Origin of the sequence: Streptomyces sp. NBC_00075 (assembly GCF_045041225.1) — a bacterium.
In the GTDB taxonomy this organism is placed as follows: domain Bacteria; phylum Actinomycetota; class Actinomycetes; order Streptomycetales; family Streptomycetaceae; genus Streptomyces; species Streptomyces adonidis.
Genome location: NZ_CP108243.1, coordinates 3,796,207 through 3,810,390 on the forward strand (window position 1 = coordinate 3,796,207; position 14,184 = coordinate 3,810,390).

General features: G+C 70.3%; 13 protein-coding genes. 8 read left to right on the forward strand and 5 right to left on the reverse strand.

Features of this window, described 5'->3' with window-relative positions; translation table 11 throughout:
• Positions 1-11 precede the first annotated feature (11 nt).
• Together OG787_RS16200 and OG787_RS16205 are read right to left on the reverse strand one after the other, a co-directional pair.
• On the reverse strand, positions 12-773 hold the full coding sequence (locus OG787_RS16200) for an IclR family transcriptional regulator (RefSeq protein WP_369036077.1): 762 nt from the start codon (positions 771-773) through the stop codon (positions 12-14).
• Positions 770-1,846 carry a sugar kinase gene (locus OG787_RS16205; protein ID WP_405535577.1) on the reverse strand — a complete coding sequence of 359 codons (1,077 nt, stop codon included), beginning with the start codon at positions 1,844-1,846 and terminating at the stop codon, positions 770-772. Before OG787_RS16205 ends, OG787_RS16200 begins: the two co-directional genes overlap by 4 nt.
• A gap of 167 nt (positions 1,847-2,013) precedes the next feature.
• Here OG787_RS16205 and OG787_RS16210 point away from each other — a divergent pair, with 167 nt between their 5' ends.
• Both OG787_RS16210 and OG787_RS16215 read left to right on the forward strand, forming a co-directional pair.
• Positions 2,014-3,309, forward strand: coding sequence for an amino acid deaminase (locus OG787_RS16210; protein WP_405535578.1), 1,296 nt, complete (start codon positions 2,014-2,016; stop codon positions 3,307-3,309).
• Between the two features lie 22 nt (positions 3,310-3,331).
• A complete protein-coding gene (locus OG787_RS16215; protein WP_405535579.1) occupies positions 3,332-4,960 on the forward strand; it encodes an amidohydrolase family protein in 1,629 nt (542 codons plus the stop codon).
• A 56-nt stretch (positions 4,961-5,016) separates the two neighbouring features.
• Here OG787_RS16215 and OG787_RS16220 read toward each other — a convergent pair whose 3' ends face one another.
• The 3 genes from OG787_RS16220 to OG787_RS16230 form a co-directional block, all read right to left on the reverse strand.
• A complete protein-coding gene (locus tag OG787_RS16220; RefSeq protein ID WP_405535580.1) occupies positions 5,017-5,919 on the reverse strand; it encodes a serine protease in 903 nt (300 codons plus the stop codon).
• A 158-nt stretch (positions 5,920-6,077) separates the two neighbouring features.
• Complete coding sequence (locus tag OG787_RS16225) at positions 6,078-6,827, reverse strand: hypothetical protein (RefSeq protein ID WP_405535581.1); 750 nt, start codon at positions 6,825-6,827, stop codon at positions 6,078-6,080.
• A gap of 49 nt (positions 6,828-6,876) precedes the next feature.
• Complete coding sequence (locus OG787_RS16230; RefSeq protein WP_405535582.1) at positions 6,877-7,329, reverse strand: hypothetical protein; 453 nt, start codon at positions 7,327-7,329, stop codon at positions 6,877-6,879.
• 272 nt (positions 7,330-7,601) lie between these two features.
• On the opposite strand from OG787_RS16230, the gene OG787_RS16235 reads away from it, so the two are divergent.
• The 6 genes from OG787_RS16235 to OG787_RS16260 all read left to right on the forward strand — a co-directional run bounded on the left by OG787_RS16235 (position 7,602) and on the right by OG787_RS16260 (position 14,169).
• Entirely contained in the window at positions 7,602-8,813 is a 1,212-nt protein-coding gene (locus OG787_RS16235) for a pyridoxal phosphate-dependent aminotransferase (RefSeq protein WP_405535583.1), read from the forward strand.
• A 93-nt stretch (positions 8,814-8,906) separates the two neighbouring features.
• On the forward strand, positions 8,907-9,326 hold the full coding sequence (locus OG787_RS16240; RefSeq protein ID WP_369036063.1) for a hypothetical protein: 420 nt from the start codon (positions 8,907-8,909) through the stop codon (positions 9,324-9,326).
• 288 nt (positions 9,327-9,614) lie between these two features.
• Positions 9,615-10,718, forward strand: coding sequence for a hypothetical protein (locus tag OG787_RS16245; RefSeq protein ID WP_405535584.1), 1,104 nt, complete (start codon positions 9,615-9,617; stop codon positions 10,716-10,718).
• A 70-nt stretch (positions 10,719-10,788) separates the two neighbouring features.
• On the forward strand, positions 10,789-12,000 hold the full coding sequence (locus OG787_RS16250) for a toxic anion resistance protein (protein WP_405540501.1): 1,212 nt from the start codon (positions 10,789-10,791) through the stop codon (positions 11,998-12,000).
• Positions 11,997-13,547 (forward strand): substrate-binding and vWA domain-containing protein, encoded by a 1,551-nt coding sequence (locus OG787_RS16255; protein WP_405535585.1) that lies wholly within the window; start codon positions 11,997-11,999, stop codon positions 13,545-13,547. The genes OG787_RS16250 and OG787_RS16255 overlap by 4 nt, the downstream gene beginning before the upstream one ends.
• Positions 13,534-14,169, forward strand: a complete 636-nt coding sequence (locus tag OG787_RS16260; protein ID WP_405535586.1) for a hypothetical protein — start codon at positions 13,534-13,536, stop codon at positions 14,167-14,169. The genes OG787_RS16255 and OG787_RS16260 overlap by 14 nt, the downstream gene beginning before the upstream one ends.
• Positions 14,170-14,184: the final 15 nt, after the last annotated feature.

Here is a 14,184-nt window from a genome sequence, read left to right on the forward strand (position 1 = left end):
CAGGTGGCTTCCTAGGTCTGGGGGGCTGCTGGGGTTCTTCCGGAGTACTCGCCGCTGATGGCGTCCGCCGTACGGCGCACCAGCGGGAGCAGGGTGAGGAGTTCGTCGGCGGTGACGACGACGTTCGGGGCGGAGACGGACATGGCGGCGACCACGCGGCCGTCGGTGCCCCGGATGGGGGCGGCGACGCAGTTGATGGACTCCTCGTGACCGCCGAGGTCGGTGGCCCAGCCCTGGTCGCGCACCTTCTCCAACTCCCGCAGGAAAGCCAGGGCGTTGGGAGTGGAGCGCGAGGTGTACATCGGGTAGTCGAGCTTGTCGGCGAGAGCGCGTCGCTCGTTCTCCGGCAGATCGGCGAGCAGCAGCTTGGCGACGGCGGCGACGGTGATCGCGACGGGTTTGCCGATACGGGAGTACATGCGCACCGGGTAGCGGCTCTCGACCTTGTCGATGTAGAGGACCTCGCCCTCCTCGTGCACGGCGAGGTGCACGGTGTGCCCGCAGATCTCGTTGAGGCGTACGAGGTGGGGGTGGGCGATCTCCCGGACGTCGAGGTTCTCGACGGCTTCCTGGGCGAGCGCGAAGAGCCGGGCGCCGAGGCGGTAGCGCTGGTCGGACTGGCGGTAGACGAGCCCGTGTTCGTGGAGGGTGCGCAGGAGGCGCAGGGCCGTGGACTTGTGGACGCCGAGGCGGTCGGCGACCTGGCCGAGGTCGGCGGGGCCCTCGGCGAGCAACGGCAGGATGCTCAGCGCGCGGTCGACGGTCTGGCTCATGGGGTGGGTACCTCCTCCGGGGCCTGCTCGGCTTGCGTCCAGCCGGGGCCGAGTCGAAGTGTCCCCCACGCCATGTCGTCCAGGGCGACCAGCCGGTCGGCGTGGTCGCGGGCGGGCGGCGTGGCGAGGTCGCCAGGGGCGGTGAGGACGGCGGCGGCCATGAGGTGGCCGTGCCGGATGCGGTCCCGTACGGGGAGATCCCTGAGGGTGGCGGAGAGGAACCCGGCGGCGAAGGCGTCGCCCGCGCCGACGGCCGCGACGACGTCGACGCGGGGCGCCCTGACATGGGTGGCCAGGCGGTCGACGTCCTCCACCCCGTCCAGCGCGTCGGGGTTCCCGTCGAAGGCGACGGCGCCGCCTCCGCCCTGCTTGACGACCACCAGCTCCGGCTCGGGCAGCGCGTCCACGACCGCCCGCGCCCCGTGCAGCCCCCAGGCCTCCCGCGCCTCGTCGGCGCCGACGAACACGAGGTCGGCCCGCCGGGCCAGGTCGAGGAGCACCCGGGGACCCGCCGCGTCGGCCCACAGCCCCGGCCGGAAGTTGACGTCGAAGGAGACGAGCGGCCGGCCGGGCCGGGGTTCGGTCAGCTCCCAGAGGAGGTCGAGACAGCTGTCGGACAGCGCGGCCGTGATCCCGGACAGATGCAGGACACGCGCCGCGCGCACCGCCTCCAGGTCCAGGTTCCCGGCGGACATCACGGAGGCCGCCGAGCCCGCCCGGTAGTACGCGACCTCGTGCGCGTCGGTCGCCCGGTCCCCCGCCGTACGGAAGTACACGCCCGTCGGACGCGCCGGATCACGCCGTACGGACGTCACGTCGACGCCGTACGAGCCGATCGTCTCGACCAGGTGGTCGCCGAAGCCGTCGGCGCCGACGCGGCTGATCCAGCGGACGGAGTGGCCGGCGGCGGCGAGCGCGCAGGCCACGTTGGACTCGGCGCCGCCGATCGTCCGCTCGAAGGACGGTACGTCGGCGAGGCGGCCCGGCCGGGAGGGCAGAAACGTGACCATGGACTCGCCGAGCGCGACGACGTCCACGACGTCGGGGGCATTGCAGGGTCCGGTGATGGTCACGATCGTCGTAGCTCCTCGGTGATGCGGGGGAGGTGGCGGCTCCGTTGACCCCGCGTTGGCGAGATGTTAGACAGCGGTAAGCGATATACGCAATGAGAGTTGCACATGTTGCAACGCACTGTCGTGCAGCCCACTACAGTGCGGCGCAGCCGAATCAGGGAGGTTCCATGGGCACCGAGAGCAGCGACCGTGCGGGGGCGCTCGCCCGTCTGGCCACCGAACGCGTCGACGCCCGCTTCAAGGGTCTCCCGCCGGACGCCGACGGCCTCACGGTCGGCGAGCTGACCGCCGAGCGCCGCAACCTCTTCACCGGCGGCTTCACCACCCCCGTACTCACGCTCTCCGCCGGGCACCTCACCCACAACCTGGAGCTGATGGAGACGTACGCGGCCCGCCACGGCCTCTCCTTCGCCCCGCACGGCAAGACCTCCATGGCCCCCCAGCTCTTCCGGCGCCAGATCGACCACGGCGCCTGGGGCATCACCCTCGCGGTCCCCCACCAGGTGCGCGTGGCACGGCAGTTCGGCATCCAGCGCGTCTTCCTCGCCAACGAACTCGTCGACCCGTCCGCCCTGCGCTGGATCGCGGCGGAGCTGGCGGCCGACCCGGACTTCCGGTTCATCTGTTACGTCGACTCCGTGCGCGGAGTGGAGCTGATGGACGCGGCGCTGGCGGGGGCGGTGACCCGCCCGCTGGACGTGGTCGTCGAACTCGGCGCCGGTGAGGGCGCCCGGACCGGGGTGCGCACGGAGGCGGAGTGTGCTGCGGTCGCGGACGCGGTGGCCGCCGTACCGACACTGCGGCTGGTCGGGGTCGCCGGGTACGAGGGCGAGGTGCCGCAGGCGGACCCGGAGCGGGTACGGGCGTGGCTGCGGCGACTCGTCGCACTGGCGGCGGACTTCGACAAGGCGGGCCGGTTCGACGACCCTTCCGTCGAGGAGATCGTGGTGAGCGCGGGCGGCAGCGCCTGGTTCGACGCGGTCGCCGACGTGTTCGTGGAGATCCCCGAACTGTCGCTCCCGGTACTGAAGTTGCTGCGCTCGGGGGCGTACGTCTCGCACGACGACGGCCACTACCGCCATATCACCCCGTTCAACCGGGTCCCGGAGGAAGGGGCGTTGGAGCCCGCCTTCCGCCTCTGGACGCAGGTCGTCTCCCGCCCGTCCGCCGAGCAGGCCTTCGCGAACGCGGGCAAGCGCGACGCGGCCTACGACCTCGACCTGCCCTTCCCGCAGGTCGTACGGAGGGAGGGCGCCGCCGAGCGGCCCGCCGCCGGTATCTCGGTCACCGGCCTCTCCGACCAGCACGCCTGGCTGCGCACCGACCCCGGGGCGGACCTGGAGGTCGGCGACTGGCTGGCCCTGGGCCTGTCCCACCCGTGCACGTCCTTCGACAAGTGGCAGCTGATCCCGCTGACAGAGGCGGACGGCACGGTCGTCGACTACATCCGCACGTTCTTCTAGACGCGACGCAAGGAGGCCGGGTATGGAAGAGCTGGTCATTCGGGACGCGGACGTCGTGGACGGCTCGGGCGGCCCGTCGTACCGCGCGGATGTGGTGGTCGACGGCGGCAGGATCGTCTCGATCGTCCAGGAGGCGGCGGCAGCGGGCTGCCAACGCCCAAGGGCACGGAGGGAGTTGGACGCCTCCGGGCTCACCCTCTCCCCCGGCTTCATCGACATGCACGCCCACAGCGACCTGGCTCTGCTCCGCGACCCCGACCACAGCGCGAAGGCCGCACAGGGGGTGACCCTCGAAGTCCTGGGCCAGGACGGCCTGTCGTACGCCCCGGTCGACGACCGCACCCTCGCCGAGGTCCGCCGCGCGATCACCGGCTGGAACGGCAACGGCGACGACATCGACTTCGACTGGCGATCGGTGGGCGAGTATCTCGACCGGCTGGACCGGGGGTTCGGAGGGGAGGGCATCGCCGTCAACGCGGCCTACCTCATCCCGCAGGGGACGGTCCGCATGCTGGCCGTCGGCTGGGAGGACCGCGAGGCGACCCCCCAAGAGCTGGACCGGATGCGGCAGTTGGTCGCGGAGGGGATGGAACAGGGCGCGGTGGGCATGTCGTCCGGGCTCACCTACACCCCCGGCATGTACGCCAAGGACGCCGAACTCACGGAACTGTGCCGGGTGGTGGCGCGGTACGGCGGCTACTACTGCCCGCACCACCGCTCGTACGGGGCGGGCGCGTTGGAGGCGTACGCGGAGATGGTGCAGCTGACGAAGGAGGCCGGCTGCCCGCTCCACCTGGCCCACGCCACGATGAACTTCGGCGTGAACGAGGGCCGGGCACCGGAGCTGCTGACGCTCCTGGACGAGGCACTGTCGGCCGGAGCGGACCTGACCCTGGACACGTACCCCTACACGCCCGGCAGCACAACGCTCGTGGCGATGCTGCCGAGTTGGGCGAGCGAGGGCGGCCCGCAGGAGATTCTCAAGCGCCTGACGGACGACACGACCGCTGAACGCATCCGCCACCACATGGAGGTCGTCGGAGCCGACGGCTGCCACGGCGTCCCCATCGAGTGGGACACGATCGAGATCTCGGGCGTGACGGACCCTGACCTCACGGGTCATGTGGGCCGCACGATCCAGGAGTCGGCGAACTCGCGAGCCGAGACCCCGTGGACGACGGCCCGCCGCCTCCTGCTGACCGACCGCCTGGGCACGACGATCCTCCAGCACGTGGGCCACGAGGAGAACGTCCGCACGATCATGCGCCACCGCGTCCACACGGGCGGCTCGGACGGCATCCTCCAGGGCACGAAACCGCACCCACGCGCATACGGCACGTTCCCGCAGTATCTCGGCCGCTACGTAAGGGAGTTGGGGATCCTCTCCCTGGAGGAGTGCGTGGCCCACCTGACCGCACGCCCGGCGGCCCGCCTACGCCTCCCGGACCGAGGCCTGATCCGCGAGGGCTACCGAGCCGACCTGGTCCTCTTCGACCCGGCAACGGTGGCGGCAGGCTCCACCTTCGAAACCCCGCGCACCCTCCCCACGGGCATCCCACACGTCCTGATCGACGGCCGCTTCGTGATGGAGAACGGCCGCCGAACAGACGTACTGGCAGGCAGGTCGGTCAGGCGAACCCCGCGCCCCTAAGGGGCGCGGGGAACTGCGCGACAAGCCACGACGGCGCGGTACATGCCCCCCGAGCGCTACGGCTTGGGCAGAACACACCCACTACGACTCAGATCCAACTTGTTGTCGAGACCGAAGCAAGCCGGAATCTGGTACGTCTCCTGCGCATAGTTGATGCCCTCACGAACAGTCACGTTGCCGCTCGCATCAACCTCGCACGGGTTGTTGTCGGTGCAGGTCTCCCCGTCCTCATTACCGGTGTTGTTGACGGCAACGACATTCCCCGTCGCGTTGTCGACAACCGGCGACCCAGACGTCCCGCCGATCGTCTGGCACGCGGAGGTGTAACGGACCGAGTCCTTCCAGGTCCACTCACCCTCCTTGAGCCGGTAGGCGAAGCCGTCGATGTTGCAGGCGTACGTCCGCTTCCAGTAGCCGGAGACGACCGTGATCGCCGTACCGGCGACCGGGTGGGTGTCATTGAGGGTGAGCGGGCTGATGCCGTAGCTGCTGGCGATCTGCGCGTACGTGGTCGTGAGCTGGTAGATCGAGACGTCCGTGTCGGTCATCGTCGCGTACGCGATCTTGCTGGCGCGCAGGGTGCCGACCCGGGTCGCCGCGGCGTTCAGCAGCCCGAAGGTACGGGTGGACGCCTGGTCGACGATGACCTCGCCGGCGGCCGGGAAGCCGGTCTCCAGGCAGTGCCCGTTGGACATGACCAGCGCCGGGTCGTCGGACTCGGAGCTGGGGAAGCGGACGAGCGAGCCGGAACAGTTGGAGAGCGAGACGGTGCCGGCGAAGTTGACGGCCTGGATGGCGGGGGCGGCAGCCGCCTTGACGGTGGTGCTCGTGGTGCTCGTGGTGCTCGTGGTGCTCTTCCCGACGGACGCGGCCGTGTCGGCCTGCGCGGCGACCGCGGGTACCGCTCCCGCCCCGGTGATCACCAGGGCTGCGAGCGCGGCAAGGAGAGGCTTGTTCATGTGGGGGTCCCCTCGTACGAAGGAGCGACCGGAGGTTTTCCGGCCGCTCGCTTTTTGTCATGCGCATTGTGATGCGGGAGGGGCGACTGAGGCAAGGAATCGTTTCCGGCCGGTTGACGAGGGGTGCATCCGGCCGGGATTTCTGCCCAACTCTCCTGCTATTTAGGCCCCTTGGTTCCGTCCTTGCCCCGCCCCGGGTTGCTCCCCGAGTTGCCCGGGGCCGAGTCGCCGGTCGGGGAGACGGCGGAGGAGGGGGAGGCGGAGGTCGCCGGGGCGGCGCTGGAGGGGGCGGTGGGCGACGCGGAGCCGCCGGACGCATCCCGCGCGCCCCCTGGAGAGGCGAGCGCCGCATCCGAAGGCCCGGCGCCAGCGGGGTCCGGGGAGCCGGTGACGGCCGACGCCTCCCCGGGTGTCACGGACGCCTCCGCCGTGGGACGCGCCCGCTCCCCCTCGTCCCCCGACCCGCCGCCCGAGGGCGCGTCCGAGCCGCCGAACCCCAGGATCAGGGCCGCCGCCGACACCACGCCCACCGCCCCGGCGACAGCCCCGACCACCACCCCGCGCCGACTCGACGCACTCTTCTTGCGGCGGTGCCCGGCCACCGCCTCTCCGACGGCCGCACCCGTAGCAGCAGCCTGCGCACCCGCACCGACGGCACGCATCGTCGGCAGCTCGGCCGTCTCGTCGTACGCGTTCTGCCAGCCGTGGGCGGCGGCAGGGTCCACGTACGCGTCGTACTCCGGGGTGCGACCGGTATCGGCCTGCGGATGGTAGACGTTCGGTGACTGAGCGTGCCCGGCCGGATCCGGGTGAACACCGAGGCCGTCGTGCGCACCCGCCGCCTCGTTCGCGGCGTTCGCACCGTACGCCCCGTTCTCCGCGCCGTGCGTCCCGTTCTGCCATGACATGAGCGCGCATTCTAGGGACGAAAGGGTTTACGGAGACAGTTGGGGACAGTTACCGCCGGGAACAGCCACGGCGACCCGCCCGGCAGACATGGCTGAGCCCTGCCAGTCCCGCAGAGGGCAGCACGTCTGCCACGTCGGCGATGACCGTCCGGAGAGAAGTGCCGATGAGAGACGCGCTGTCATTGGCGGCGGCGAGAACGAACAGGTTGTCGCGTGGGTCGTCGAGACGCCCCTCTGCCAAGCCAATGGCGACGAGGCCGCGCCGCAGAGGTCCTACCGAACCGGATCGGACCGCCACCGATGCCATCCGTTGCCCGTACACGCTGAGCACCGCTGCGCTCCGGCCGTTTACGCCGTCGACCATTTCCCGTCTGGCCGACTCGGGGCCGTTCATATATGCGGCGATCACAGCTTCGACCTCAGTGTCCAGTTCATGCGGAATCTTGACCACCAGATAACCGCTGAAGCGCTTTTCCCGGAGATGCAGCAGGCCTGCGGTCACCTGGCCCACTCTCCACTGGAAGTGCTGCTCTCGTCGAGGGCGATGTCGAACGAGACGGTCCACCGGACAGCGGCACTGCCCAGGTTCCGGCCTCCCGCCCAGCGGCCGTGCCGTTCTCGAGCTCGGGACGCCATGACGCGGAGGCACAGTCCAGAGCGAGAGGCCTCTCACAGACAGTCACCGGCGCAAGCGCCCCAGTCGCACCCCCGCCGCGATCTCACGTGGCGGATAACACGACGCCCCACGCATTACGGCCCCGTAAACTCACCGCCATGCAGCTGATCCAGTCGACCAAGCTCGCCAACGTCTGTTACGAGATCCGGGGCCCGGTTCTCGAAGAGGCGATGCGGCTGGAGGCGGCAGGGCATCGCATTCTCAAGCTGAACACCGGCAACCCGGCCGCCTTCGGCTTCGAGGCTCCGCCCGAGATCCTGGAGGACATCCTCCGCAACGTGTCGTCGGCCCACGGCTACGGCGACGCGAAGGGACTGCTGGCCGCGCGCCGGGCCGTCGTCATGCACAACCAGACCCTCGGCATCGAGACGGACGTCGAGCACGTCTTCATCGGCAACGGCGTCTCCGAGCTGATCGTGATGGCGATGCAGGCCCTGCTCGACGACGGCGACGAGGTGCTCGTCCCGGCCCCCGACTACCCCCTGTGGACGGCGGCGGTCTCCCTCTCCGGCGGTACGGCGGTCCACTACCGCTGCGACGAGCAGGCCGACTGGATGCCGGACCTCGCGGACATCGAGCGCAAGGTCACCGACCGCACCAAGGCGATCGTCATCATCAACCCGAACAACCCGACGGGCGCGGTGTACGACGATGCGATGCTCCGGGGCTTGACCGACATCGCCCGCCGCCACAACCTCCTGGTCTGCTCGGACGAGATCTACGACAAGATCCTGTACGACGGCACCACGCACACCTCGACCGCGAAGATCGCCCCCGACCTCCTCACCCTCACCTTCAACGGCATGTCGAAGGCGTACCGCGTCGCCGGTTACCGCGTCGGCTGGATGTCCATCTCCGGCCCCCGCGCACACGCCGACTCCTACATCGAGGGCCTGACGATCCTGGCGAACATGCGCCTGTGCGCGAACATGCCGGGCCAGCACGGTGTCGTCGCCGCGCTCAGCGGGCGCCAGACCATCAACGACCTGGTGCTGCCGGGCGGGCGGCTCAAGGAGCAGATGGACGTGGCGTACGAGCTGCTCACCAAGATTCCGGGCGTCACCTGTGTGAAGCCGAAGGGCGCGCTCTATCTCTTCCCGCGTCTCGACCCGAACGTCTTCAAGATCAAGGACGACCGGCGGATGGTCCTGGACCTGCTCCGCCGCGAGAAGATCATGGTCGTGCACGGTACGGGCTTCAACTGGCCCGAGCAGGATCACTTCCGCGTGGTGACGCTGCCGACGGTCGGCGATCTGCGCGACGCGGTGACCCGTATCGGCACGTTCCTGGACGGCTACAGCCAGCCGTAGTAGCCGGGGGCTCACCCTCTGCGACCGGGGTCAACTTTAGACAGAATCTAAGCTAGGATGGTTTCCTGTCAGCGCACAGGAGGCCATCTCCCCATGTACGAACCGATCCGCACCCCGTCGGTCCACAGCACGCTGGCCGGCGCCGCCCCGGACTTTCCCCACCGGTCGCGCGAGGAAGAGCTGGACATTCAGCTGGCCGGTCACCTCGCCGCGCTTCTCACCGCGACCGACGAGCTGCGCGCTGTCGCGCCCTCCGCCGATCTGGACGCGGCGGCGGAGCGTCTCACCGCCGAGGTGAGCAGGTTGCGGCGCGGACGTACGCCCGCTCGCGCATCGGCGCCCCGCAGCGCCGCGCCCGAAGTCACCGCCCTGCACCGGCGGGCCCACGCCCTCGCCGGGCGAGCCCTGGTCGTCGCGGCCTCGCGGGCCGACACGGCCGCCGCGATCCTCGCCGCCGAACGTATGGACGCCCACGCGGAGGCCAGCGGGCCTCGGGCGCTCGCGTCCCGCTAGCCCCCTCCGGGGCTCCCCCTACGGCCCCGGTCCGCGCGCTCCCGCAGCGACGCGCGGACCGGGTGCCACAGCACTGCGTTCGCTTGAGCAGGGGTTGCTTCTGTTGTGTGCGGCTGCCGGCCGTCCGTGGCTGGTCGCGCAGTTCCCCGCGCCCCCTAGGGGCTACCGCCCCTCAGGGGGTGCAGTCCCCTGCGTTGGCTGGATTCCGTTGCGTACCGGGACCGGTGCTTCACTCGCCGTTCATCCTCGTAGCCGGGGAACGTTGGATTCCGGGAGCACGCTCCCGGCGTGAGACGAATCGCAGGGATTGTCCTCGCGGTCCTGCTGATCGGCGGCGTGGTGGCAGCTGTCGTGGCAGGCCGGGACAACGGGGACCAGAGCACGGCAACGAAGACCGTGCACGGAGTCATCGGGTCGGAGAAGGCCGAGTTCTTCGCCGATCCCGACGTGGTGAAGGCCCTTGCCGCCAAGGGCTACACCGTACGGACGGAGACCTCCGGGTCGTGGGCCATGGAGGGCCTCGACCTGAAGGACCACGACTTCGCGTTCCCGTCCAGCCAGGCGCCCGCCGACGAACTGGCCGTCAAGTACAAGGCACGCCAGCCGCTCCCGAGGCCCTTCTACTCGCCGCTCGTCGTCGTGGCCCACCGCAACGCCGCCGAAGTGCTGGCCGCCAACGGACTCGCCACTCTCGACAAGGGGCAGCATCGCGGCACCCTCAAGATGGCCGCCTACGTCAAGGCAGCGGGCGAGGACCGCACCTGGCAGCAGCTCAAGGGGGCTGAGAAATACGGGGAGTTGACCGGCACCCTCTACATCGCCTCCACCGACCCGGAGAGTTCCAGCTCCGGTGCCCTCTACCTCGCCGCGACCAGCTATGTGGCGAACGGCGGCCGGGTGGTCGCGAGCGACGCCGACGTCGACCGCACCGCACCCCTCATGCACAAGCTGATCAGCGTCCAGGGCGCCCAACAGCCCAGCTCCGACGCGGCGTTCCGGGACTTCGTGAGCGGCGCCGGCAATCCGCTGGTGCTCGTGTACGAGTCGCAGGTCGCCTCCCTGCTCGGCGACAGCGACGGCACCGGCGGTCAGCAGGGCGCCGGTGACCTCACCGTCCTCTACCCCGACACCACGGCCAACAGCGACCACACCGTCGTACCGCTGACCGAGGAGGGCCGTGCGCTCGGTGAACTCCTCAGTGACGACCCGGTGTTGCGCAAGCTCGCCGTCCGGCACGGGTTCCGGCCGCAGGGCGACGCCGCCGAGTTCGTCGCGGCCACCGCGGCCGACGCCGCCTACCTCAACCAGAAGCTGACCGGCGTCCGGCAGGCGCCCGTGCCCACCTCCGAGGTGCTGCGCGAGATGGCGCGCCGGGCCCGGAGCCAGTCGTAACCAGGGGGAATCGCACGTGAACTACCAGAAGCCGAACCAGAATCCGAGTCAGGATCCGAGCCAGAATCCGATCTACGCTCCGGATCAGAACAGCAGTCAGAACACCAGCCTCAGCGGTGACGACGTCTTCACGCTCACCGCGCCCGAACCCGTCGCGGCCGTGCCGCGCGAGAAGGCCGGCGGGCTCGTCCCCGTCGACGACGGTGTCCGTACGGAGATGGCCCGCAAGGCCGCCGAGTACGTCGGACAGCTCGCCTCCCTCGACGCCCGCTCGCCCGAGTTCGCGGGCCGGGTGGGGGAGATCACCGGCCTGGGTGCTGGTGAGATGCGAACCGCCGCCGCGCAGTCCAACCGCATGCTGGAGCGGGCCGTCCGCAGCCTGCCCGACAAGGGCGGGGACGCGCAGTCGCAGGTCGCGGGCTCGCTCGTCGAACTCCGGCGTGTGGTCGAGGACTTGGACCCGCGTGACCTGCCCACGGGCAAGGGCCGGAAGCTGTTGTCCAGACTGCCCGGGGGCAACAAGCTGCGCGACCACGTCGCCAAGTACGCCTCCTCGCAGGCGACCTTGAACAAGATCGTGGGCTCGCTGCGCGGCGGACAGGACGAGCTGCGCAGAGACAGCGCGGCCCTCCAGACCGAACGCGTCCGCCTCTGGGAGACCATGGGCAAGCTCCAGGAGTACGTCGTCCTGACCGAAGCCCTGGACTCCGCCGTCGAACAGCACATCGGCGGACTGGAGTCGACCGATCCGACGGCCGCCGACCACCTCCGCGCCGACGTCCTCTTCCCGGTCCGGCAGAAGCACCAGGACCTGCTGACCCAACTCGCGGTGTGTGCCCAGGGCTACCTCGCCATGGACGTCGTACGCCGCAACAACGACGAACTGATCAAGGGGGTCGACCGCGCGGCCACCACGACCGTGTCCGCGCTGCGCATCTCCGTCATGCTGGCGTCCGCCCTCGACAACCAGAAGAAGGTCATCGAGCAGGTCAACGCGTTGCGCGGCACGACCGAGGACCTGATCCGGGGCAACGCGGAGATGCTCGCCACGCAGAGCGGGGAGATCCAGCGCATCGCCGCCGATCCGGCCGTGGGGGCGGAGACCCTCCGAACGGCCTTCCAGCAGATCTACCGCACCCTCGACACCATCGACACCTACAAGGTCCGGGCGACGGAGGCGATGGCGGCGACCGTGGAGTCGCTGACCTCCGAACTCCAGCACGCCAGCGCCTACTTGGACCGCAGCCGCTCGCAGAGCGCGCTCGACGGGGGCCGGATATGAGCATCAGACGCCGACTGGCCGCCGTCGCACTCGCCGCCACCGCCCTCCTGACCGCCTGCACGGCACAGCAGGAACCCGAGGAGCTCTTCGACAACGGCTCCCCCGAGCCCGGCACCCTCCGTGTCCTCGCCTCCAGCGAGCTGTCCGACATGACGCCGGTCCTCGACCGGGTCGAGAAGGACACCGGCATCAAGGTCCGGCCCACCTACATGGGCACCCTGGACGCCATCGACATGCTGGCGAACGGGAAGACGGACGGGCGGTACGACGCCCTGTGGCTGTCCTCCAACGACTATCTGCGGCTGCGCCCGGACGCGGCGAAGAAGGTCGTGTCCGAGACGCCGATCATGTCGAGCCCGGTCGCCATCGGCGTAAGGCCCGCCACCGTCGCGGAGTTGGGCTGGCAGCCGGACCAGGTCACCTGGTCCCAGGTGGAGCAGGCCGTACGGGACGGGAAGCTGACGTACGGCATGACCGACCCGGCGCGCTCCAACTCCGGCTTCTCCACGCTGGTTTCGGTGGCCTCGGGGCTGTCCGGAGCCCAGTCCGCGCTCACCGACGCGGATGTCGAGAAGGCGTCGCCCCGGCTGAAGGAGTTCTTCAAGGGGCAGAAGCTGACGTCCAGTTCGTCGGGCTGGCTGGCCGCCGCCTACGACCGGCGCGGCACCGTGGACGCCCTGCTCAACTACGAGTCCGTCCTCAAGGGCATCCCGGAGCTGACGGTGATCCGCCCGCGCGACGGAGTCGTCACCGCCGACTACCCCATCACCTCCCTCTCCTCCACCGACGCGGCCACCCGCGAGGACGTCCGACGCCTGACGGAGGCCCTGCGCACCCCGGCGACCCAGCGCCAGATCACGAGCACGACCCACCGCCGCCCGGTCATCGCCTCCGTACCGCCCGCGACCGGCCTCGACACCTCCCGCCGCCGCGAACTCCCCTTCCCCGGCAGCCGATCGGTGGCCGACGGTCTGCTCGACGCGTACGAGAACAAGCTGCGCCGCCCCTCGCGGACCGTGTACGTCCTGGACACCTCGGGCTCGATGGAGGGCGACCGGCTGTCCGGCCTGAAGGAGGCGCTGAAGGGTCTCACCGGCGACTTCCGGCACCGCGAGGAGGTCACGCTGATGCCGTTCGGGTCGGACGTGAAGAGCGTGTCGACGCATGTCGTGAGCCCCACCGATCCGCAGAGCGGGCTCGACGCGATCCGCCGGGACACCGACGCCCTCGAAGCGGACGGCGACACCGCGATCTACACCTCGCTGGAGAAGGCGTACGAGCAACTCAGCGCCGACCGCGACACGTTCACGTCGATCGTGCTGATGACGGACGGCGAGAACACGGCGGGCGCGAAGGCAGCGGAGTTCGACGGCTTCTACCGCCGACTCCCCTCCCGTCAAAGGGAGATCCCCGTCTTCCCCATCCTGTTCGGCGACTCCGACCGCGCCGAGCTGGCGCACATCGCCGAGCTGACCGGCGGCCGTCTCTTCGACGCCCAGAAGGGCTCGCTCGACGGCGCCTTCAAGGAGATCCGTGGCTACCAGTAGGTTCGTGGGGTATCTGGAGTCCCGCAAGAACATCGCCGGGAGTGTGTGCGGGCTGGTGGGGCTGGCCCTGACATTCACGGGTGTGGCGGGGCCCTACTGGCCGGTCGTGGTCGCGGGACTGTACGGCGCGGGCGCGCTGATCGCCCCGCCGGAGCGTCAGCCGCTGCCGGACTTCCCCGACCCGTCGGCGCAGCTCTCCGCCCAACTCGACGAGCTGCGCGGGGACTTCGAACGGCTGGGCGCCTATCTGGGCCAGGTCGAGCTGCCACCGGCGGCGGCCGGGCAGGTGACCGAACTGTCCGGGCTGGTCGGTGCGTTGCTGGAGCCCGGGTGGGTGACGGACGTACTGGCGCAGGACCCGGAGGGCGTGCACGCGCTGTCGCGGATCGTGCGGCAGGACCTGCCCGAGGCCGTCGACAGCTTCGTACGGACGCGGTGGTGGACGCGGCTCGCGCCGGGTCAGGAGCCGCCGGAACGGCATCTGGAGCGGCAGCTCGCGCTCTTGCGGGACGAGGCCGAGGCGTTGGCGGCGGGCCTCAGGGAGATCGAGGCCCGCCGCCAGGAGTCGCACACCCGCTATCTGGAGGGCCGGGGGCCCCGCAGCGGCGGGCTGGGCGACTGACGTACACCGTGTGCT